A 19,098-nucleotide genomic window follows, 5' to 3' on the forward strand; every position below is an offset into this window, starting at 1 on the left:
TTGCCGACGGGTCTGTAACAGAGGTGGGGAAACGGGCCGGTCGAGGGAATCGCCCGGGCATGAACGACAACACGCCCATCACACCCCGGCCGCTGCACCAGCTCGCCGCCGCGCCGTGCCAGGTGATGACGGCCCAGGAGCTGCGCGAGCACGGTGTCTCGGCCGCCGTCGCCCATGAGCGCTGCCGGCCCGGCGGCCCCTGGCAGATGCCGCTGCCCGGCGTCTTCCTGCTGCACTCCGGGCCGCCCTCCGCGGCGGAGACGCTGCACGTCGTGCTGCGCTACACCGGCGGCCGGGACGGCGAGGCCGTCGTCAGCGGGCTGGCCGCGCTGTGCCTGCACGGGCTGACCGGCGTGCCGCCGCTGACCGCGCTGGACCGGGTGGACGTGCTGGTGCCGCGGGTGCGGCGGCTGCGGTCCGTCGGCCGGGCACGCATCGTGCGCACCCACCGGCTGCCGCGGCCGGTGGAGGTGGCCGGGTTCCCGGTGGCGCCGGTGCCCCGGGCCCTGGCCGACGCCATCGGCCGGCTGCCGGACGCGCTGGCCGTGCGCCGGCTGCTGACCGAGGCGGTCCGCACCGGGTTCTGCGAACCGGGCGCGGTGGTGAGGGAGTTGTCCCGGGGCCGGGTGCTGGGCATGCCGCAGGTGGCCGCCGCGATCGACACGCTGCGGCTGGAGAGCCGGACGCTGGCCGAGGCGGGCCTCCTGGCGGCCGTCCGGGCCGGGGGCCTGCCCGACCCCTGCTGGAACGTCGGGCTGTGGCTGCCGGACGGCCCGTTCCTGTGCGACGTCGACGCGTACTGGCCGGAGCCGGCCGTCGCCGCCGTGATCGACGCCCGGGTGCCGCCCCAGCGGGGCGCCGGGGCTGTACCCGCCCCGGCCGAGGACGACGCGACGGAGGCGGACGAGATCCGGCGGCACCAGACGCTGTCCGGACTGGGCATCAGAGTGGCCCGGCTGACGCCGCGCGCGCTGCGCGAGTCGCCCGAGCGCCAGGCCGCCGTGCTGCGCACCGCGCTGGCCGAGGCGGCGCGCGGACCCCGGGCCAGTTACGTGGTGGTGCTGCCGCGTTAGCGCAGGTGGCGAGTTGACGCGTTCACACAAACGTTACTGGCAGGAATGTGACAACTTCCCCTCACCCCGCCACATTTGGTGATCGCGTCCGTAGGATGATCCGTCATCCTGATCCGGATTCCGAACAAGGATGCCCATGCCACTGAGACCCAGTTCACGCCCCTCTGCCCCGGGCCGCGGCCGCCTGCACCGCGTGGCGCTCGCCGCCGGCCTGGTCGCCTCGCTCTCCCTCGCCGGGGCCGTACCCGCCCTGGCCGAGGAGACACCGGAGCCGGTGCCGGACAAGCCGCTCGGCGAGAAGTTCGGCACCCAGGACGCCGCGCTGCTGTCCGAGGCCAAGGCCGCGGACGCGCCGTTCGTCACGATGATGATCGCCGCCGAGCCGGGTGAGACGGCCGAGGTCGCCGACCGCCTGGACGCCATATCGGGAGCCTCCGTCGGCTTCACCGAGGACGAGATCGGCTACGTCCGCGTCACCGTGCCCACCGGCCGGGCCGACGCCGCCATCGAGGAGGCCACCGGCCTGGCGGCGGTCCACGCCATCGACCTCAACGACGAGATAGAGGTGCCGGATCCGCTGCCGGAGGCCGGCTCGGGCGACGACCGGGCATCCGCCGACCGGACCTACCCCGGCCCCGACGAGGACACCCCCGCGGAGAACCCGTACCAGCCCGCCCACGAGACCGGCGCCGTCGACTTCGTCGAGGACCACCCCCGTTACGACGGCCGCGGCATCACCATCGGCGTGCTCGACCTCGGCGTCGACCTCGCGCACCCCGCCCTCCAGGAGACCACCACCGGCGACCGCAAGATCGTGGACTCGGTGACAGCGACCGACCCGGTCATCGACGGCGACGGGTCCTGGCGGCCGATGCTCACGGCCGTCTCCGGCCCCTCGTTCGTCAACAACGGCCGCGAGTACACCGCGCCCGAGGGCGACTACCTGTTCAACGTGTTCCGGGAGGCCGTCGCCATCGGCGAGATCGGCGGCGACGTGAACCGGGACGGCGACAACACCGACGCCTGGGGCATCCTGTACGACGCCGAGGCGGGCACCGTCCGAGTGGACGTCGACAACGACGGCGACTTCACCGACGACGCCGAGATGGCGCCCTACCGCGAGAACTACGACATCGGCCACTTCGGCACCGACGATCCGGCCACCGAGGTCGCCGAGAGCCTGCCGTTCGTCGTGGAGATCCGCGAGGACGTCCCGATGGACCCCTACGGCGGCGACTGGGTCGGCCAGACCCGCGACTTCGTCAACATCGGCATCGTCTCCGGCCGGCACGGCACCCACGTGGCCGGGATCACCGCGGCCAACGGCCTGTTCGGCGGCGAGATGAACGGCGCCGCCCCCGGCGCGCAGATCGTCTCCTCGCGCGCCTGCGTCTTCGGCGGCGGCTGCACCTACACCGCGCTCTTCGAGGGCATGATCGACCTCGTCGTCAACCGCGACGTCGACCTGGTCAACGTCTCGATCGGCGGCCTGCCCGCCCTCAACGACGGCAACAACGCCCGGGCGCACCTCTACACCGAGCTGATCGACACGTACGGCGTCCAGCTCTTCGTCTCGGCGGGCAACGACGGCCCCGGCACCAACACCATCGGCGACCCGTCCGTCGCCGAGAAGGTCGTCAGCGTCGGCGCCGCCATCTCCCGGGCCACCTGGGCGGCCAACTACGGCTCGGGCGTGCGGACTCGGTACGCGATGCTGCCGTTCTCCTCGGCCGGCCCGCGCGACGACGGCGGCTTCAAGCCGACCATCACCGGCCCCGGCGCGTCGGTCAACGCCATCCCGACCTGGCAGCAGGGCAGCCCGGTCGCCGAGGCCGGCTACTCCCTGCCGCCCGGGTACGGCATGCTCCAGGGCACCTCGATGTCCTCGCCGCAGGTGGCCGGCGCCGCGGCGCTGCTGCTGTCCGCCGCCGAACAGCGCCGCATCGACCTCGATCCCGCCGATCTGCGGACGGCGCTGACCAGTTCGGCCGACCCGATCCGCGGTGTCCAGGCGCACGAGCAGGGCTCCGGCCTGATGGACACCGAGGGCGCCTGGCACCTGATCACGCGCGGCGCCACCGCGCACGAGTACGCCGTCCAGGCCCCGGTCGACCACACCATGTCCGACTTCCTGGCGACCCCCGGCAGCGGCGCCGGTGTCTACGACCGCGAATCCGCCCCCGCCGTCGGCGAGTCGGAGCGTTACGAGATCACCATCACCCGCACCACCGGCCCCGACCGGCCCGTGCGCCACTCGCTGGAGCTGGTGAACAACCACGACCGCACGTTCCGGCTCACCGGCCGCTCCAGCGTGTCGCTGCCGCTGAACGAGCCGGTCACCGTCACCGTCGAGGCCCGGCCGCGGTCGCTGGGCGCGCACAGCGCGATCCTGGAGGTGAACGACGCCGGCACCCGCGGCACCGACCACCAGATCCTGGCCACGGTCATCGTGCCGCAGGACCTGGCCGGCCCCTCGTTCTCGCTGAGCGAGTCCGACACGGTCCAGCGCAACGACTCCACCTCGTACTTCGTCCGGGTCCCGGAGGGCGCCCGGACGCTGGAGGTCGCGATGGACGGCCTGGCCGAGGGCAGCCAGACCCGCTGGATCGCCATCACCCCGTGGGGCACGCCGGCGGACGACTCCAGCACCATCTACTGCTACCCCAACTATGAGAACCCGGCCAACACCTGCCGCCCGGACCGGCGTTCCTACGATGACCCGATCCCGGGCGTGTGGGAGATCGAGGTCGAGTCGCGGCGCACCTCGCCGCTGCTGGACAACCCGTACACGGTCACCCCGACCGCGCTGGGCGTCCGGTTCGACCCGGAGACGCTGAGCATCGGGCACGCCGACGCGGGCGTGCCGGTGAGCGTCGGCTGGGGCGTGACCAACGAATTCGCGCCCATCGCGGGCTCGCTTCAGGCCGGTGAGCTCGGCTCCGCGCACAACGCGACGCCGACCATCGAGCACGGCGCGTACGTGACCAGCGAGGTGCACATCGGCGAGGACGTCTCCTCGTTCACCGCGGAGATCGGCGCGGCGGCCGACCCGGGCGCCGACCTCGACCTGTACGTCTACCGCGACGGCGAACTGGTGGACAGCTCCACCAGCCCCGCCGCGGAGGAGCAGGTCCGCATCGAGGCCCCGGAGGCCGGCATGTACACCATCGAGGTGCACGGCTACTCCGTGCCGCAGGGCAGCACCACCTTCGCCTACCGGGACGCCTATCTGAGCCCGGGCCTGGGCACGGTGGCGGTCGACGAGAACCGGGTCATCGAGCTGGACACGGGCGCGACGGCGTCGGTCCGGGCGGAGATCACGGTCACCGCGGCGGCGGCCGAGGCGGGCCACGGCCGTGAGGTGTTCGGCGAGGTCCGGCTGCTGAACGCGGCGGGCACGCTCGTCGGCACGGGCAATCTGGTGATCGACCACGTGACGCCGTAGGTCCTGTCACGTCGGAGGGGCGGGCGTCAACAGCACTGGGCTGTTTAACGCCCGCCCCTTCGCGTGCCGTCGTGGAAGGATGGCGAACGACGCCGCACGACGAAGGAGACCACCAGGTGCCTGGCACGAATCTGACCCGGCAAGAGGCGCAGGAGCGGGCGCGGCTGCTCGGCGTGGACAGTTACGAGATCGTCCTCGATCTCTCGGGCGCCCAGGAGGGGGGCACCTTCCGCTCGGAGACCACCGTGCGTTTCACCGGGCGGGAGGCGGGGGCGAGCTTCATCGACCTCGTCGCGCCCGAGGTGCGCGAGGTGGTGCTCAACGGCACCCCGCTGGACCCCGGTGAGGTCTTCGCCGACTCGCGCATCGCCCTGCCGTCGATCGTCGAGGGCCACAACGAGCTGCGCGTGGTCGCCGACTGCGCGTACACCAACACCGGCGAGGGCCTGCACCGTTCGCTCGATCCGGTGGACCAGCAGGCATACCTCTACACGCAGTTCGAGGTGCCGGACGCCCGCCGGGTGTACGCGTGCTTCGAACAGCCGGACCTCAAGGCGACGTTCCAGTTCACCGTCACCGCGCCCGAGGGCTGGACCGTCATCTCCAACTCCCCGACGCCCGAGCCCCGGGACAACGTCTGGCGCTTCGAGCCGACCCCGCGCATCTCCACCTACATCACGGCGCTGATCGCGGGCCCGTACCACTCGGTGCACAGCACCTGGCAGGGCGACGGCCGCACGGTGCCGCTGGGCATCTACTGCCGCCCCTCCCTGGCCGAACACCTCGACGCCGAGGCGCTGTTCGACGTCACCCGGCAGGGCTTCGACTGGTTCCAGGAGAAGTTCGACCACCCGTACCCGTTCGCCAAGTACGACCAGCTCTTCGTTCCCGAGTTCAACGCGGGCGCCATGGAGAACGCGGGCGCGGTCACCATCCGCGACCAGTACGTCTTCCGCTCCAAGGTGACGGACGCCGCCTACGAGATGCGGGCCGAGACGATCCTGCACGAGCTGGCCCACATGTGGTTCGGCGACCTGGTCACCATGGAGTGGTGGAACGACCTCTGGCTGAACGAGTCGTTCGCCACCTACACCTCCATCGCCTGCCAGGCCCACGCCCCCGGCAGCCGGTGGCCGCAGGCCTGGACCAGCTTCGCCAACCAGATGAAGACCTGGGCCTACCGCCAGGACCAGCTCCCGTCCACCCACCCGATCATGGCCGAGATCCGCGACCTGGACGACGTCCTGGTCAACTTCGACGGCATCACCTACGCCAAGGGCGCCAGCGTGCTCAAGCAGCTCGTCGCCTATGTGGGCATGGACGAGTTCTTCCGGGGCGTGCAGACGTACTTCAAGCGCCACGCCTGGGGCAACACCCGGCTGACCGACCTGCTGACCGCCCTGGAGGAGACCAGCGGCCGGGATCTGAAGGCGTGGTCCCGGGCCTGGCTGGAGACCGCCGGGATCAACGTGCTGCGCCCGGAGATCACGGTCGACGCCGCCGGAACGATCGGCGAGTTCGCCATCCGCCAGGAGGCGCCCGCGCTGCCGACGGGCGCCAAGGGCGAGGCCGTGCTGCGCCCGCACCGCATCGCGGTCGGCCTGTACGAGCTGCGCGACAGCGCGCTGGTGCGCACCGACCGGCTGGAGCTGGACGTGGACGGCGAGCTGACCAAGGTCCCCGAGCTGACCGGCCGCCGCCGCCCCGACGTGCTGCTGCTCAACGACGACGACCTCAGCTACGCCAAGGTGCGGCTGGACCCGGAGTCCATGGCCGTGATCACCCGCCACCTGGGCGACTTCACCGAGTCGCTGCCGCGCGCCCTGTGCTGGGCCTCCGCCTGGGACATGACGCGGGACGGCGAGATGGCCACCCGCGACTACCTGGCGCTGGTGCTGTCCGGCATCGACAAGGAGTCGGACATCGGCGTCGTGCAGTCGCTGCACCGGCAGGTCAAGCTGGCCCTGGACCTGTACGCCGCGCCCGAGTGGCGCGAGGAGGGCCTGGCCACCTGGTCCGAGGCCGCGCTCGCGAAGCTGCGGGCGGCCGAGCCCGGCGGCGACCACCAGTTGGCCTGGGCCCGGGCGTTCGCGGCCACGGCCCGGACCGGTGAGCAGCTCGACGTGCTGGCGGGCCTGCTCTCCGGGGCGGTGACCATCGACGGCCTGGCGGTGGACACCGAGCTGCGCTGGGCGCTGGTGCAGCGGCTGGCCGCCACCGGCCGGGCGGACGAGGACGCCATCGCGGCGGAGCTGACCCGCGACGCCACCTCGGCGGGCGAACGCCACGCCGCCACGGCCCGGGCCGCGCGCCCGACGCCGGAGGCCAAGGAAGAGGCATGGGCCTCGGTGGTCGAGGACGACAAGCTGCCCAACGCCCTCCAGGAGGCGGTCATCGCGGGCTTCGTCCAGACCGACCAGCGCGAACTCCTCGCCCCCTACACCGAGAAGTTCTTCGCGGCGGTCAAGGACGTGTGGGAGGGCCGCAGCCACGAGATGGCCCAGCAGATCGCGGTCGGCCTCTACCCGACGCTCCAGGTCTCCCGCGCCACGCTGGAGACCACGGACGCCTGGCTGGCGACCTCCGACCCCTCCCCGGCCCTGCGCCGCCTGGTCACGGAATCCCGCGCGGGCGTCGAGCGCGCGCTCAACGCGCAGGCGGCGGACGCCGCCTCCGCCTGAACGACAGCCGCCCCGGCGCTCCCGATCAGCGCCGGGGCCGGTTCCAGCGCGACAGCCGCGGATCGATGCGGCGGGCGGCCCACAGGATGGTGGTGGGCCGCATGGTGAAGCTCTCCCCCGTCGCGAACTCCAGCCGTTTGGCGCCACGCGCGATCGTGGTCATGTCCTGAACGGTGAACGCCTGTCCTCCGATCATGAGTTGGTCTCCCCGCTGGACGGTGCCCGCGTCAACTTCCAGGGAGACGAGCACGCCGGGCCTGCGTATGCGCGCGGCGGTCACCGCGCCAACTCCCCGAACCCGCAGGAGAAGTCGGGCTGCCCGACGAGCACCCGCACGGGACCGCCGCGCAGCGCGTCCAGCGCGACATCGACGCACCACTGGACGGCGGGCGCCACCAACTGCCGCAGCTCCTCGGGCGCGGCCCCGACCAGCACCGGCGGCTGACCGTTGTCCGGGACGACCCCTCCGTCGAACACCACGGTGTAGTTCTCCGCCACCGGCGTGTGGTGGATCACCAGCACCCGGCTGGGCACGATGACCAGCCCGGTCTCCTCCCGCACCACCCGCTGACAGGCGACGTTCACCGACTCCCCGGCCCGCGCCGCGCCACCCGCCAGCCCGAACCGCGCCCGGCCGTTCCGCCGCGCCTTCTCGACCAGCAGCACATCCCCGTTCGCCTGGCGCAGCAACGCCACCCCGACCGCCACCCGGCGCGGCGGCGGGTCGGTAACGTCCTCTTCGCGGTGCATGCTTGCTCCTTTTCTGTCCGCTCCACCAGGCCCTATTGCGCTGCGTGAGCGACTGACTTCAGAATGGCAGCGAGAACGCCATGTCCGGAATGGGCTTCAACCGCATTCCGGAATCAAAGTTCTGCGCGACTTTTCGCCGCAAGCCGGGAGCACTCCCTCGGGGGCGACAACTCCCGCTATGGCGCAGAACGTTCCTTGCGGGAGCAGAACGCTCGCCGCCAGACTGGAAGCAGAGAGGACCGCGGATGATCACAGACATCGAGTCGGCCACACCCGCCCTGTGCCGACTCCAACTCGGCAGTGATCTGCGCCGGTTGCGCCTGGCTGCCGGGCTGAAGGCCAGTCAGGTCGCGAAGCGGCTCCTGTGGAGCCCGTCCAAGCTGACCCGGCTGGAGACCGGCGAGAACGCGTCGGTCGAACCGGCGGACGTCATGGCGCTGTGCGGGATCTACGGGGCCGACGAGGAGACCCGTGCCCTGCTGATGGACTACGCGGCGGTCACCAAAACCCGGCGGGACTGGTGGCAGTCGGCGGAGTACCGCCCGCTGATCAAGCCCGGCTTCAAGGCGTTCCTCGGCCTGGAGGCGACCGCGTCCTCGCTGCACAACTACGAGGCAGAGTTCGTTCCTGGACTACTGCAAACGGAAGCCTATGTCCGGGTGATCCACCAACGCGCGCACCCGGGCATCAGTCCAAAGGAGTTGGACCGGGTGGTCACGGTGCGCATCACACGACAGGAGGTACTGCGCCGCACCGTGGATCCGCTCAAGCTCACGGCGATCGTCAACGAGGCCGTGCTGCGCCGGCGGGTGGGGGACGGCGCCCTCATGCGGGGCCAGCTCACCCATATCGTGGAGCTGGCCGAGACGCTGCCCAACGTCCGGGTCCAGGTCGTCCCGTTCCACGCGGGATCCCACGCCGGGATGAACGGCAAATTCGTCGTGCTGCACTTCCCGGAGGGCGCCACTCCCCGGTCGATCGTCCATCTTGAGAACATGGCCGACGCGTGGGTCAGTCGCGCGGAGGGCGTTGTCGCCCGGTACGAAGAGGCGTTCACCGACCTCCAAGCACTGGCCCCCGGGCCGCTAGAGTCCCTGACCATGATCAAGAAGGCCATCAAGGAGCACTGACATACATGATCGTTACAGGGTCCAACGCCCTCGGTCCCGCCGCCTGGTTCACCTCCAGCTACAGCAATGACCAGGGCGCCGACTGCGTCGAGGGAGCCCGGCTCACCGGCCGCGCCATGGCCGTTCGCGACTCCAAGGACCGCCAGGGCCCGGCCTTCGTCTTCCCGGAAGGCGCGTGGACCGGCTTCCTGACGGCGGTCAAGGCCGGCGCCTTCGACGGTGCGGCCGACGCCCGCTGAGGCGCCAAGGTCCCACACCCCCTCCCGGGCGCGCGGGCCAGCCCGTGCGCCGGTAGCGCGCCTGTCCGCTCCGCACCGGAGCGGACGGGCGGCTGCGCGCTACGCGAGCCGACTGGCCACGCGCTCGCGTATGCGCGCCGCCCGGGGGTCGTCGTAGCCGGCCAGCAGCCGCAGCGCCTCCGCCCAGTGCCGCCGGGGCGCCGCCGGGGCGCTCCTCGTCACCGTCGCGCTGCTTAATCGCCGGCTCCCATGCTCAGTTGCGGGGGTGGCAGGTGGGCCACGCTGCGCTCGACGTAGGAGCGCACGTCCTCGCCGTCCGCGTAGAGCCGGGCGATGAACGCTTCCCACCCCTGGACCACGTCGGGGTCCTCGTAACGGGTCGCGCCGTCCGGGACGCCCTCGTCGGTGTAGGCGATGTCGTACAGAGTGGCCCCGCCGAGAACGACCACCTCGGGCAGCGGCCCACCGCTTTCCAGCGGGCTCACCCGCTCGGCTCTCACGACGCGGATGCGCCGACCGCACTCGGCCTGGATGCGCAACGCGTGCAACTCCCACTGCACATAGGGCGTCAGCGGCTCCTCGACGATGCGGACCCGGTGGAAGACGGATCCGCGCCCCGCGTCCGCCCGCACGGCCTGCCGGATGTCGTCGCGTTCCTCTTCGAGGAGCCGCAGGGCCTCGTTCCAGTCGCCCCGGGTCAGGGCGTCCCTGCTGGGGTCGTTCTGCTCCTCGAAGTGCTGCCGTCGCTCGAACTTCCAGGAGTCCCGGTTCTGGATCTCCGCGTTACGGCTGCGGAAATCGGGCCGGTAGACGGAACGGAGGAGCCGGACGCCACGGGTGGGATCGAGGGCCGGTGGTTGGAGATCAAGCATCGGGGATGTCCGCTTTCGCCGCGCTGAGCATGTTTCCGGGGATGACGACGAGCCGCTCGTCCGGCGCGAGAGTGACGCCCGCCGGCAGGCGGGGGCCGTAGGCGGCCGTCAGGTCCCGGCCTATGACCGCGATGTCACCGTTGTCGAGCTGCCAGATGTCCGGGCACTCGTCACCGTCCTTGGAATTCCCCAGCTCCTCGGCCGACTTCCCCAGCCGCCGCACGAATAACGCGGCCGGATCGGCCTCCCAGGCACGTGCCATGGCTGCCCCCTGCGTCTTCTGTGATCGCGCCGCCATCGGCGCGTTACCGAGTGTAAGCCTCGTGGTTACTCGCCTCAATGGCCCGCGCGGGTGTCCGGACCGGCGTTCAAGCGATGAACCGACAAGCACGTAAGGGGAGTTGTGAAACGCGCCTCCTGCGCCGAGGGCAGGTACCGGGCAACTCCGGCGAGCCGACCCGCGCCCGCGCCGTCCACCCCGGGCGACGAGCGGGAGCACTGGACGGACCGGCGCCCGGCCGCGCCGGTTCGCGAACCACACGTGACGACGCCATCACGCCATCTTCCGAAAAAGCAGGGGCCGGCGACCGTCCCTCGATGGCAATGTATGAGAATTGTAAGGAGAGTTCATGTTCATCGCTCACGGGTGGGGGGACTCGCGTCCGGCCACGTGAGCTGACAAAAGAGGACATACATGCGACGCAACGTTGCGGCCATCGCAACCATCTGTGGCCTGCTTGCCGTCTCGACGCTGGGGGCGTCGACCACGGCCACCGCCACCCCGCGGGCCACCGGCGCGCAGTCCGCGCCCGCGGCGCCGGAGGGCATGGTGCCACTCGGCCAGGCGGAGTTCGAGGCGCTGCTGGCGGACTCGTCCGGGACCGAGTTCTCCACCATGGCGGTCGAGGAAGGGCCGGTGGCCATCCAGTCGCTGCTCAACGGGCAGTTCGCCACCGCCGAGATGGGCTACAGCGCGCCGAACACGGGCCTGCTGCGCGCCCGGTCGGACTGGTTCAACGGGTCCTGGGAGAAGTTCACCCTCGTCTGGGAGGACCCGGAGGACGTGGAGGAGGGGGAGCCGCAGACCTTCGGCATCCGCTCCGAGGCCAACGACCTGTATGTCGCGGTCGAGAAGAACATGCCGGGTGACCGGCAGAACATGCTCCGCGCCCGGTCGGCCGGCATCGGCGGCTGGGAGACGTTCACCATGTGGTACTACGAGGAGGCCCCGGAGGAGATCTACCTGCGGTCCGAGCTGAACGGCCTGTTCGTCAGCGTGGAGAAGAACTACGGCGGCTCGCTCCAGTACCTGCTGCGCGCCCGCACGCCCGACGCGGCGACGGGCACCTGGGAGACGTTCGTCTACGGAGACACCGAGTAACGCCCACCCGCACCGGCGTCCGGCCGTGTCCCGCGCCTCGCGCGCGGGGCACGGCCGGTGTCGTGACGGCGAAAGAAGCCGGTCAGCGTCGGCGGTCGCTCAGGACGACCAGGCCCGCGATCACCGCGAAGAGCAGAATCGGGGTCAGCACGAAGAGCCCCAGCGTCTCGGCGACGCTCAGGCCCGGGCCCGGGTCGTCGCCGTCGTCGCGGTCCAGGGCCTGGGCCGCGGGAGAGGACATCAGCGTCAGCAGCGTGACGCCGGCCGCCACGGCGGCGGTGCGCTTCTTGTTCAGGTTGGCCACGGACCCACAGTAACGAATGCCTTCCCGCCGCCCCCTCACACCCCCGCCATTTCCTCCCGGACGGCCGTGACCAGCGCCGCCACGCGGGGCGAGGCGACCAGCTCCTCCAGGGAGACGGGGCGACCCGAGCCGTCGGCGACGGGCAGCCGCCAGTTGGGGTATTCACGCCAGGTGCCGGGCAGGTTCTGCGGGCGGCGGTCGCCGACCGCGTCGGGCAGCCAGATGCCGATCATCCGGGCCGGGGTACGGGCCAGGAAGCGGTAGGCGGCGGCGATCCGTTCCTCCTCGTCCGCCGAGGGCGGCAGCAGCCCCAGGCGCGCGAACTCGTCCAGCCACTCGGCGCTCTCCGCCAGCGCCGCGCGCAGCGCGTCCTCGGGGGCGGCCAGCAGCCCGAGCCGTTCGCGCAGGCGGACGTGCGAGCCGTCCAGCCGGGCCGCGGTGGGCGGCAGGTCGTGGGTGGTGACCGTCGCCAGGCAGCCGGCGCGCCAGTCGCCCGGGGGCAGCGGCGGGTGGCCGCGGCGGGTCCAGTCCCGTTCGAACCACAGCACGGAGGTGCCGACGATGCCGCGGTCGGCCAGGTCCTCGCGGACGCCGGGCTCGACGGTGCCCAGGTCCTCGCCGACGACGACCGCGCCGGCCCGGTGCGCCTGGACCGCCAGCACGGCGAGCATGGCCCGCGCGTCGTAGGAGACATAGGTGCCGTCGGCGGGCGCGGCGCCCTCGGGGATCCACCACAGCCGGAACTGCCCCATCACGTGGTCGACGCGCAGCGCCCCCGCGTGCCGCAGCAGGCCGCCGACCAGCTCGCGGTAGGGCACGTAGCCGCGCTCGGCGAGGGCGTCGGGGCGCCAGGGCGGCAGGCCCCAGTCCTGGCCGCGTTCGTTGAACGCGTCGGGCGGGGCGCCGGTGGACATGCCGGTCGCCAGCACGTCCTGCTGGGCCCAGGCGTCGGAGCCATGGGGGTGTACGCCGAGGGCCAGGTCGTGGACGAGACCGATCGGCATGCCGGCGGCCCGGGCGACGCGCTGGGCGCGGGCCAGTTGGGTGTCGGTGAGCCAGGCCAGCCAACTGTGGAAGTCGATGCGGGCCAGGTGGTCGCCGCGGGCGCGGGCCGTTTCCGGGGAGCGGGGGTCGTGCAGGCCGGCGGGCCAGGCCCGCCAGTCGGGTCCGTACAGCTCGGCGAGCGCGCACCAGGTGGCGTGGTCCTCCAGGGCCCGGCCCTGCTGGGCGAGGAAGGCGCAGTAGGCGGCGTGACGGCCGGGGCCGAGCGGGACGGCGCGGACGATCTCCAGCGCCCGGAGCTTGAGCGCCCACACGGCGTCCCGGTCGATGGGCGCGCGCTTGTCCAGCACGGCGGCGCGCAGCGCGGCGGCCCGGGTGAGGAGCTGGTCGACGCGCCGCCGGGCGTCGGCGTCCAGGTAGGCGTACTCGGGGATGTCCTCGACGCGCAGGTGGACGGGGTCGGCGAAGCGGCGGGTGCCGGGCCGGTACGGGGAGGGGTCGGTGGGCTCGCCGGCGGCGCCGGGGACGGCGGCGTGCAGCGGGTTGAGCTGGAGGAAGCCGGCGCCCAGCGTGTGGCCGGCCCAGCTCGCGAGGTCGGCCAGGTCGACGAGATCGCCCATGCCCCAGGAGCGGGCGGAGAGCACCGAGTAGAGCTGGACGAGGAAGCCGAAGGTGCGGCCGGGCGGGCCGGGCAGCCGGTCGGGCGGCACGATCAGCGTGGCGTGCGCGGCGCGGCCGTCGGGCGTTGCGGCGCGCAGGGTGTGGAAGCCGAGCGGGAGGGGCGCCTCGCCGTACTCGAAGGTGACGCCGTCCTCGGTGGTGACGCGCAGGGCGGTGCCGGCGGGGACTTCGGGCGGCGGCTCGCCGGGGCGGCGGACCACGGTGGGCGGGAGCAGGGGCCGGGGGCGGGGCTCGGGGGCGTCGGGGTCCACGCCGAGCGCGGCGAGAACGGCGACGACGGTGTCCGGGGGCACCTGGACGCGGGTGCCGGGCGCGGGTGCGTAGGAGGTGGCGACGCCGTGCGCCGCGGCGAGGCGCGTCAGCCGCTCCATCAGACTGCGACGGGCTCCGCGCCGCCGTTGCCGCTGGGCTCGGAGGTGAGGGGTGGCTCGACGGCCAGCGGCTGCTCGGAGGTCAGCGGGGTGAGGTCGGCCAGCGGCGGCTCGCTGGTCAGCGGCACCTCGCGGGTGTCGGACTGCGGGGGCAACGGGATCAGGGCCGGTTTCTCCAACCGCTCCAGCCGTTCCAGATGGTCCAGGGGGTCGATCCCGGCGGCTTTGGCCACGGGTCACTCCGTTCACTGACGGCGGCGGACTCGGTACTGCTCTACCCAGTCAACGCCACCGCACCCGTCCCCGCGACGGGAAAGCGACACAGCTCACGCGGCCTGCGGCGGAAATTCTTCCGCCGGGCCAGGGCCTGTCCTGTCGATATTGCTGAATCAGGCCGATCTGCCCTCGATGCGGGCAAGGGCGTCGTCGGCTCCATAGGGGCGCAGATACGGCAGCCACCGCGGATCGCGGTGACCGGTGCCGATGATGCGCCAGGCCAGCCCGGAGGGCGGGCCGGGCGTATGTCGGAGCCGCCAGCCCAGCTCGGCGACGTGCCGGTCGGCCTTGATGTGGTTGCAGCTACGGCAGGCGGCGACCACGTTGTCCCAGGCGTGCTGGCCGCCCCTGCTGCGCGGGATGACGTGATCGACGCTGGTGGCCACGCCGCCGCAGTAGGCGCAGCGCCCGCCGTCGCGGGCGAACAGGGCGCGGCGGGTGAGCGGGACGGCGGTGCGGTAGGGGACGCGGACGAAGCGCTTGAGGCGCACGACGCTCGGGGCGGGTATGGCCTGGGTCGAACTGCGCATGAGCGCTTCCGAGTCCTCCAGGCTCACCGCCTTGTCGTTGAGAAGAAGGATCAGTGCGCGGCGCACCGGTACGACACCCAGCGGCTCGTACGACGCGTTGAGGACCAAGACGTGTGGCACGAACGCCCTCCGTTTCCGTCGGCGGCACGTGGCTCGCGCCGGGACGATCTCCCTCAGTGTGTCCCGGGCATGGCCGCCAGCGCCACCACGATCAGGAAATGCACTGATTGTGTCGTTCGCCACATGACCCCCTTCTCTCCCGCTATTCCCTTGCCGCCCCTGGCCGTTGACATCCACACCGACCATTGGCCAACTGGCGTTGACAAACGGAGAGGGCGAGCCCTACTTTGCCTACAGGCGTTGACAACTACGTGTAGGCATTCAGGTATCCGAGAGAGGCGTGACCATGACTCACTCCGACCCCCCGGCGCGGGAGAACAGCCGGCGCTGGCTCGCGCTCGTGTTCATCTGCCTGGCCCAGTTGATGGTCGTCCTCGATGTGACGATCGTGAACATCGCGCTGCCCTCGGCCCAGGCCGATCTCGGCTTCTCGGACGGCGACCGGCAGTGGGTCGTCACCGCGTACACCCTGGCGTTCGGCAGCCTGCTGCTGCTCGGCGGGCGCATCGCGGACTACACCGGCCGCAAGCGCGCCTTCGTCATCGGCGCGGTCGGCTTCGCGCTGGCCTCGGCGCTCGGCGGCGCGGCCGGGTCGTTCGGCCTGCTGCTGGCCTCCCGCGCCCTCCAGGGCGTCTTCGGCGCGCTGCTCGCCCCGGCAGCGCTGTCGCTGCTGAGCGTCGCGTTCACCGAGACCCGGGAACGCGCCAAGGCGTTCGGGATCTTCGGCGGCATCGCGGCGGGCGGCGGCGCGATCGGCCTGCTGCTCGGCGGCTGGCTGACCGACGCGTTCGACTGGCGCTGGTGCATGTACGTCAACTGCGTGATCGCCGTCCTGGCCCTGTGCGGCACCGGGCTGATGCGCGACTCCCGGCCGGCCGTCCGCGCCCGGCTCGACATCCCGGGCGTGCTGCTGGTCACCGCGGGCCTGGTCGCGCTGGTCTACGGCCTGAGCGAGGCCGAGTCCGAGGGCTGGTCCTCCGGCATGGTCATCGGCATGCTGGCCACCGGCGGCGTGCTGCTGATCGCGTTCGTCCTGGTGGAACGCCGCACCGCCGAGCCGCTGCTGCCGCTGCGCGTGGTGCTGGACCGCACCCGGGGCGGCGCCTATCTGGCCGTCGGCTTCGCGATCATCGGCATGCTGGGCACGCTGTTCTTCCTCACCTTCCATGCCCAGGTCGTCATGGGGTACTCACCGGTCAAGGCGGGTCTGGCGTTCCTGCCCATGACCCTCGCGGTCGCGGTCGCCGCGGGTGGCATCGCCACCCGGCTGCTGCCCAAGGTCCCGCCGCGCGCGCTGATGGTGCCGGGACTGCTCATCGCGGCCGGCGGCCTGGCCTGGCTGACCACCCTGGAGCCGGACACCTCGTACGTCTCGGGCCCGCTGACCGGCCAGCTCATCATCGGCTTCGGCATGGGCCTGGTGATGGCCCCGGCCATCAACTACGCCACCCACGGCGTCCGGCCGCAGGACGCGGGCGTGGCCTCCGGCACCGTCAACACCGCCCAGCAGATCGGTGGTTCGATCGCCACCGCGCTGCTCAACACCCTGGCCACCAACGCCACCGACGACTACCTGGCCGACCGCGCCTCGGAGATCGGTGACCCCGCCGTGCTGCACGCGGGCCTCGTCGAGGGCTACACCACCGCGTTCGCCTGGGCCTCCGGCATCCTGGTGGCCGCGGCCCTGCTGGTCGGGATCCTGATGAACACCCCCCGCCCGCGGCCCGGCGAGACCACCGAGCAGAGCGGCGACGCCGTCCCGGCCGCGCACCTGGGCTGAGTCAACGGGCCAACGCCACCCCGTCCACGGCGGACGAGGTGGCGTTGTACGTGTCGGACTTCAACGCCCCTGGGCCGCGGCGTCCTTGAGCGGCGCGGTCAGGTGGTGCTGCATGGTGGCGCCGACCGCGTCGAGGAGCTGCTCGAAGTCCATCGACGCCACGGGCTCGATCTTCAGCACATAGCGGCACAGCACGGTGCCCAGGCCCTGGGTGAGGATCAGGCCCGCGCGGGTGTCGATGTCGGGGTCGTCGGGGAACGCGTTCCGCAGGGCCGGCAGGATCTGCTCCTCGAACGTGACCTGCATGCTGCGGGCGGCCTCCGGGTGGGTGGGCGCGGCGCGCAGCACCGCCTCCTCCGGCTTGTTCTCCCCCCGCTCCCAGCGGCCGAGCATCGCGCCGGCGAACCGCCGGCCGACCTCGTCGCGGGGCACCGTGGACAGGTCCTCCAGGTCGCTGGCCACCCGGACGGTGGCGGTGAAGAGCTCCGCCTTGCTGCCGTAGTACCGCATGACCATCGCGGGGTCGACGCCCGCGTCGGCGGCGATGGCGCGGATCGTGGCCCGCTCGTAGCCGTCCTCCGCGAACCGGGCCCGCGCCGCCTCCAGAATCGCCCGCCGCGCGGGCGCGGACCGGGGGCCGAAGCGCCGCCGCGGGGCCCAGGCCACCTCGTCGACCTCGACGTTCTCGCTGCTCATGCCACCTCCGCCGGCCGTCCCTGTCCGGGCCAGAGTATCAACGGCCGTTGACCAGGGGATGTCCACACTCATTTGCCAACACTGTTGACAGTAAGGGGGCGCGACCGGCCTGTCCACTCCCCCTTGTTTACCGTGGAGGGGTTCGACAGGAGAGGGCTGAAGACCTGGATGGGACAGAACTGGGAAGCGTGGCTGGCCTCCGGCCTGCGCATCGTGCTGATCGTCGTCATTGCGCTGATCGTGCGCTTCGTCGTCCGCCGCGCCATCACGCGGCTGATCGCGCGCCTCAACCGCGAGGACCGGGAACGCCGACACGGCGCCGCGCTGGGCAGCCTGCTGGCCACGCCGGAGCGGCGCCGCCAGCGCTCGGAGACGATCGGCTCGGTGCTGCGCAGCACCGCCTCCGTGCTGGTGCTGGGCACGGCGCTCCTCATGGTGCTGTCCGAGCTCGGCGTCCAGCTCGGCCCGCTGATGGCCAGCGCGGGCATCGCGGGCGTGGCCATCGGCTTCGGCGCGCGCAGCCTGGTCGCCGACGTGCTGAGCGGCATGTTCATGCTGCTGGAGGACCAGTACGGCGTCGGGGACACCGTCGACGTGGGCGAGGCCACCGGCACCGTGCTGGAGATCGGGCTGCGCGTGACCACGCTGCGCGGCGACAACGGCGAGACGTGGTACGTCCGCAACGGCGAGATCAAGCGCGTGGGCAACCTCAGCCAGGGCTGGTCCACGGCGGCAGTCGAGGTGGCGATCGCCGCCGACGCCGACTACGAACGAGCCCGCAAGGTCATCACGACGGCCGGCGAGGAGCTGGCCGCCCAGTCGCCCTGGGACGAGCTGCTGTGGGCGGAGGGCGTCGCGGTGCTGGGCGTGGACTCCGTCTCCGCCGAGGCCATCGTGCTGAAGGTCACGGCCAAGACCCAGCCCGGCAAGGCTCTTCCGGTGGAACGCGAGCTGCGCTGGCGCATCAAGCGGGCCCTGGACGCGGCGGGCATCTCGCACGGCGACGCTCCGGCTCCGGCGCCGCCCGGCGCCTGACGCCCGGCCGGCGTTCCGTCTCGGGAACCGGGCACGGAAATCCGGCACACAATGGGGGCGCCGTTGTCCGTATCTTCGGTGACAATGGCGCCCATGACCACCATCACCCCCATCAACATCAGGGGTTACGAGCCGCGCGACCTCGACGCGCTCCGCGACATCTGCGTCAGGACGGCCTACATAGGCGGCGACGCCACCGACCGCTACGAGGATCCCGCGGTGCTGCCCGCGCTGTTCGCCGAGCCGTACGCCGTGCTCGACCCGAGCCTGGTGTTCGTCGCGGACGACGGCGAGCGGGCCATCGGATACATCGTGGCCACGGCGGACAGCACCGCGTACTACGCGGCGTTCCGCGAGCGCTGGCTGCCCACCGTCGCCGACCGTTTCCCCGCACCCGCCGGGCCGCCGCAGGGTCCCGACGAGGAGATGCGGTACCTGCTGCACCACGCCGAGCTGATGCTCGTTCCCGAGATAGCCGCCGAGTACCCGGCGCATCTGCACATCGACCTGCTGCCGCAGGGGCAACGCCAGGGCCTGGGACGGCAGTTGATGGAGACGCTGTTCGCCGCGCTGCGCGAGCGCGGGGTGCCCGGCGTCCACCTCGGCATGACTCCGTTGAACACGAACGCCCGTGCGTTCTACGACCGCATCGGGTTCACCGAGCTGACCGCGGCCGACGCCGGCCCCACGCAGTACCTCGGCCACCGGCTCTGACCCCACCGGGCGCCCGGG

The 19,098-nt window shown here is 72.1% G+C and carries 18 protein-coding genes and 1 pseudogene; 9 read left to right on the forward strand and 10 right to left on the reverse strand.

Going from position 1 to position 19,098, the window contains the following annotated elements; all coding sequences use genetic code 11:
- Positions 1-59: 59 nt before the first annotated feature.
- The 3 genes from RM590_RS09110 (at position 60) to pepN (ending at position 7,199) form a co-directional block, all read left to right on the forward strand.
- Positions 60-1,073: a hypothetical protein gene (locus RM590_RS09110; protein WP_311703918.1), complete on the forward strand. Its 1,014-nt coding sequence runs from the start codon at positions 60-62 to the stop codon at positions 1,071-1,073.
- A gap of 136 nt (positions 1,074-1,209) precedes the next feature.
- Positions 1,210-4,518, forward strand: coding sequence for a S8 family serine peptidase (locus tag RM590_RS09115; RefSeq protein WP_394813831.1), 3,309 nt, complete (start codon positions 1,210-1,212; stop codon positions 4,516-4,518).
- Between the two features lie 116 nt (positions 4,519-4,634).
- Positions 4,635-7,199: an aminopeptidase N gene (pepN, locus tag RM590_RS09120; protein ID WP_311703920.1), complete on the forward strand. Its 2,565-nt coding sequence runs from the start codon at positions 4,635-4,637 to the stop codon at positions 7,197-7,199.
- Positions 7,200-7,224: 25 nt separating this feature from the next.
- Here the strand turns inward: pepN and RM590_RS09125 are convergent, their stop codons facing one another.
- Positions 7,225-7,479 (reverse strand): hypothetical protein, encoded by a 255-nt coding sequence (locus RM590_RS09125; RefSeq protein WP_311703921.1) that lies wholly within the window; start codon positions 7,477-7,479, stop codon positions 7,225-7,227.
- Positions 7,476-7,949 (reverse strand): NUDIX domain-containing protein, encoded by a 474-nt coding sequence (locus RM590_RS09130; RefSeq protein ID WP_311703922.1) that lies wholly within the window; start codon positions 7,947-7,949, stop codon positions 7,476-7,478. Before RM590_RS09130 ends, RM590_RS09125 begins: the two co-directional genes overlap by 4 nt.
- Before the next feature lie 245 nt (positions 7,950-8,194).
- Between RM590_RS09130 and RM590_RS09135 the strand changes: the two genes are divergently transcribed.
- Both RM590_RS09135 and RM590_RS09140 read left to right on the forward strand, forming a co-directional pair.
- Positions 8,195-9,079 (forward strand): helix-turn-helix domain-containing protein, encoded by an 885-nt coding sequence (locus RM590_RS09135; RefSeq protein ID WP_311703923.1) that lies wholly within the window; start codon positions 8,195-8,197, stop codon positions 9,077-9,079.
- 5 nt (positions 9,080-9,084) lie between these two features.
- Positions 9,085-9,318, forward strand: coding sequence for a DUF397 domain-containing protein (locus RM590_RS09140; protein WP_311703924.1), 234 nt, complete (start codon positions 9,085-9,087; stop codon positions 9,316-9,318).
- A gap of 99 nt (positions 9,319-9,417) precedes the next feature.
- Here RM590_RS09140 and RM590_RS09145 read toward each other — a convergent pair whose 3' ends face one another.
- The 3 genes from RM590_RS09145 to RM590_RS09155 are packed head-to-tail and all read right to left on the reverse strand — an operon-like array spanning position 9,418 to position 10,452.
- The gene (locus RM590_RS09145; protein ID WP_311703925.1) at positions 9,418-9,540 is read right to left on the reverse strand and encodes a hypothetical protein; all 123 of its coding nucleotides are present in this window, start codon (positions 9,538-9,540) and stop codon (positions 9,418-9,420) included.
- Between the two features lie 11 nt (positions 9,541-9,551).
- Complete coding sequence (locus RM590_RS09150) at positions 9,552-10,190, reverse strand: DUF6879 family protein (protein WP_311703926.1); 639 nt, start codon at positions 10,188-10,190, stop codon at positions 9,552-9,554.
- Complete coding sequence (locus RM590_RS09155) at positions 10,183-10,452, reverse strand: hypothetical protein (RefSeq protein ID WP_311703927.1); 270 nt, start codon at positions 10,450-10,452, stop codon at positions 10,183-10,185. Before RM590_RS09155 ends, RM590_RS09150 begins: the two co-directional genes overlap by 8 nt.
- 432 nt (positions 10,453-10,884) lie before the next feature.
- Between RM590_RS09155 and RM590_RS09160 the strand changes: the two genes are divergently transcribed.
- Positions 10,885-11,571 (forward strand): fascin domain-containing protein, encoded by a 687-nt coding sequence (locus RM590_RS09160; RefSeq protein WP_311703928.1) that lies wholly within the window; start codon positions 10,885-10,887, stop codon positions 11,569-11,571.
- Positions 11,572-11,653: 82 nt separating this feature from the next.
- On the opposite strand, the gene RM590_RS09165 is transcribed toward RM590_RS09160, so the two are convergent.
- The 4 genes from RM590_RS09165 to RM590_RS09180 all read right to left on the reverse strand — a co-directional run bounded on the left by RM590_RS09165 (position 11,654) and on the right by RM590_RS09180 (position 14,855).
- On the reverse strand, positions 11,654-11,875 hold the full coding sequence (locus tag RM590_RS09165) for a hypothetical protein (RefSeq protein WP_394813832.1): 222 nt from the start codon (positions 11,873-11,875) through the stop codon (positions 11,654-11,656).
- Between the two features lie 35 nt (positions 11,876-11,910).
- Positions 11,911-13,929 (reverse strand): 4-alpha-glucanotransferase, encoded by a 2,019-nt coding sequence (malQ, locus tag RM590_RS09170; RefSeq protein ID WP_311703929.1) that lies wholly within the window; start codon positions 13,927-13,929, stop codon positions 11,911-11,913.
- A complete protein-coding gene (locus RM590_RS09175; protein WP_394813844.1) occupies positions 13,929-14,117 on the reverse strand; it encodes a hypothetical protein in 189 nt (62 codons plus the stop codon). The genes malQ and RM590_RS09175 overlap by 1 nt, the downstream gene beginning before the upstream one ends.
- Before the next feature lie 201 nt (positions 14,118-14,318).
- Positions 14,319-14,855 (reverse strand): HNH endonuclease, encoded by a 537-nt coding sequence (locus tag RM590_RS09180; protein ID WP_311703930.1) that lies wholly within the window; start codon positions 14,853-14,855, stop codon positions 14,319-14,321.
- A gap of 286 nt (positions 14,856-15,141) precedes the next feature.
- Here RM590_RS09180 and RM590_RS09185 point away from each other — a divergent pair, with 286 nt between their 5' ends.
- Positions 15,142-16,635 (forward strand): MFS transporter, encoded by a 1,494-nt coding sequence (locus RM590_RS09185; protein WP_311703931.1) that lies wholly within the window; start codon positions 15,142-15,144, stop codon positions 16,633-16,635.
- Between the two features lie 60 nt (positions 16,636-16,695).
- Here the strand turns inward: RM590_RS09185 and RM590_RS09190 are convergent, their stop codons facing one another.
- The gene (locus RM590_RS09190; RefSeq protein WP_311703932.1) at positions 16,696-17,331 is read right to left on the reverse strand and encodes a TetR/AcrR family transcriptional regulator; all 636 of its coding nucleotides are present in this window, start codon (positions 17,329-17,331) and stop codon (positions 16,696-16,698) included.
- 165 nt (positions 17,332-17,496) lie between these two features.
- Between RM590_RS09190 and RM590_RS09195 the strand changes: the two are divergent.
- Positions 17,497-18,366, forward strand: a pseudogene (locus RM590_RS09195) (mechanosensitive ion channel family protein); the annotation flags it as partial.
- Positions 18,367-18,459: 93 nt separating this feature from the next.
- A complete protein-coding gene (locus RM590_RS09200) occupies positions 18,460-19,080 on the forward strand; it encodes a GNAT family N-acetyltransferase (RefSeq protein WP_311703933.1) in 621 nt (206 codons plus the stop codon).
- Positions 19,081-19,098 lie beyond the last annotated feature (18 nt).

Origin of the sequence: Streptomyces litchfieldiae, from assembly GCF_031845365.1 — a bacterium.
In the GTDB taxonomy this organism is placed as follows: domain Bacteria; phylum Actinomycetota; class Actinomycetes; order Streptomycetales; family Streptomycetaceae; genus Streptomyces; species Streptomyces litchfieldiae.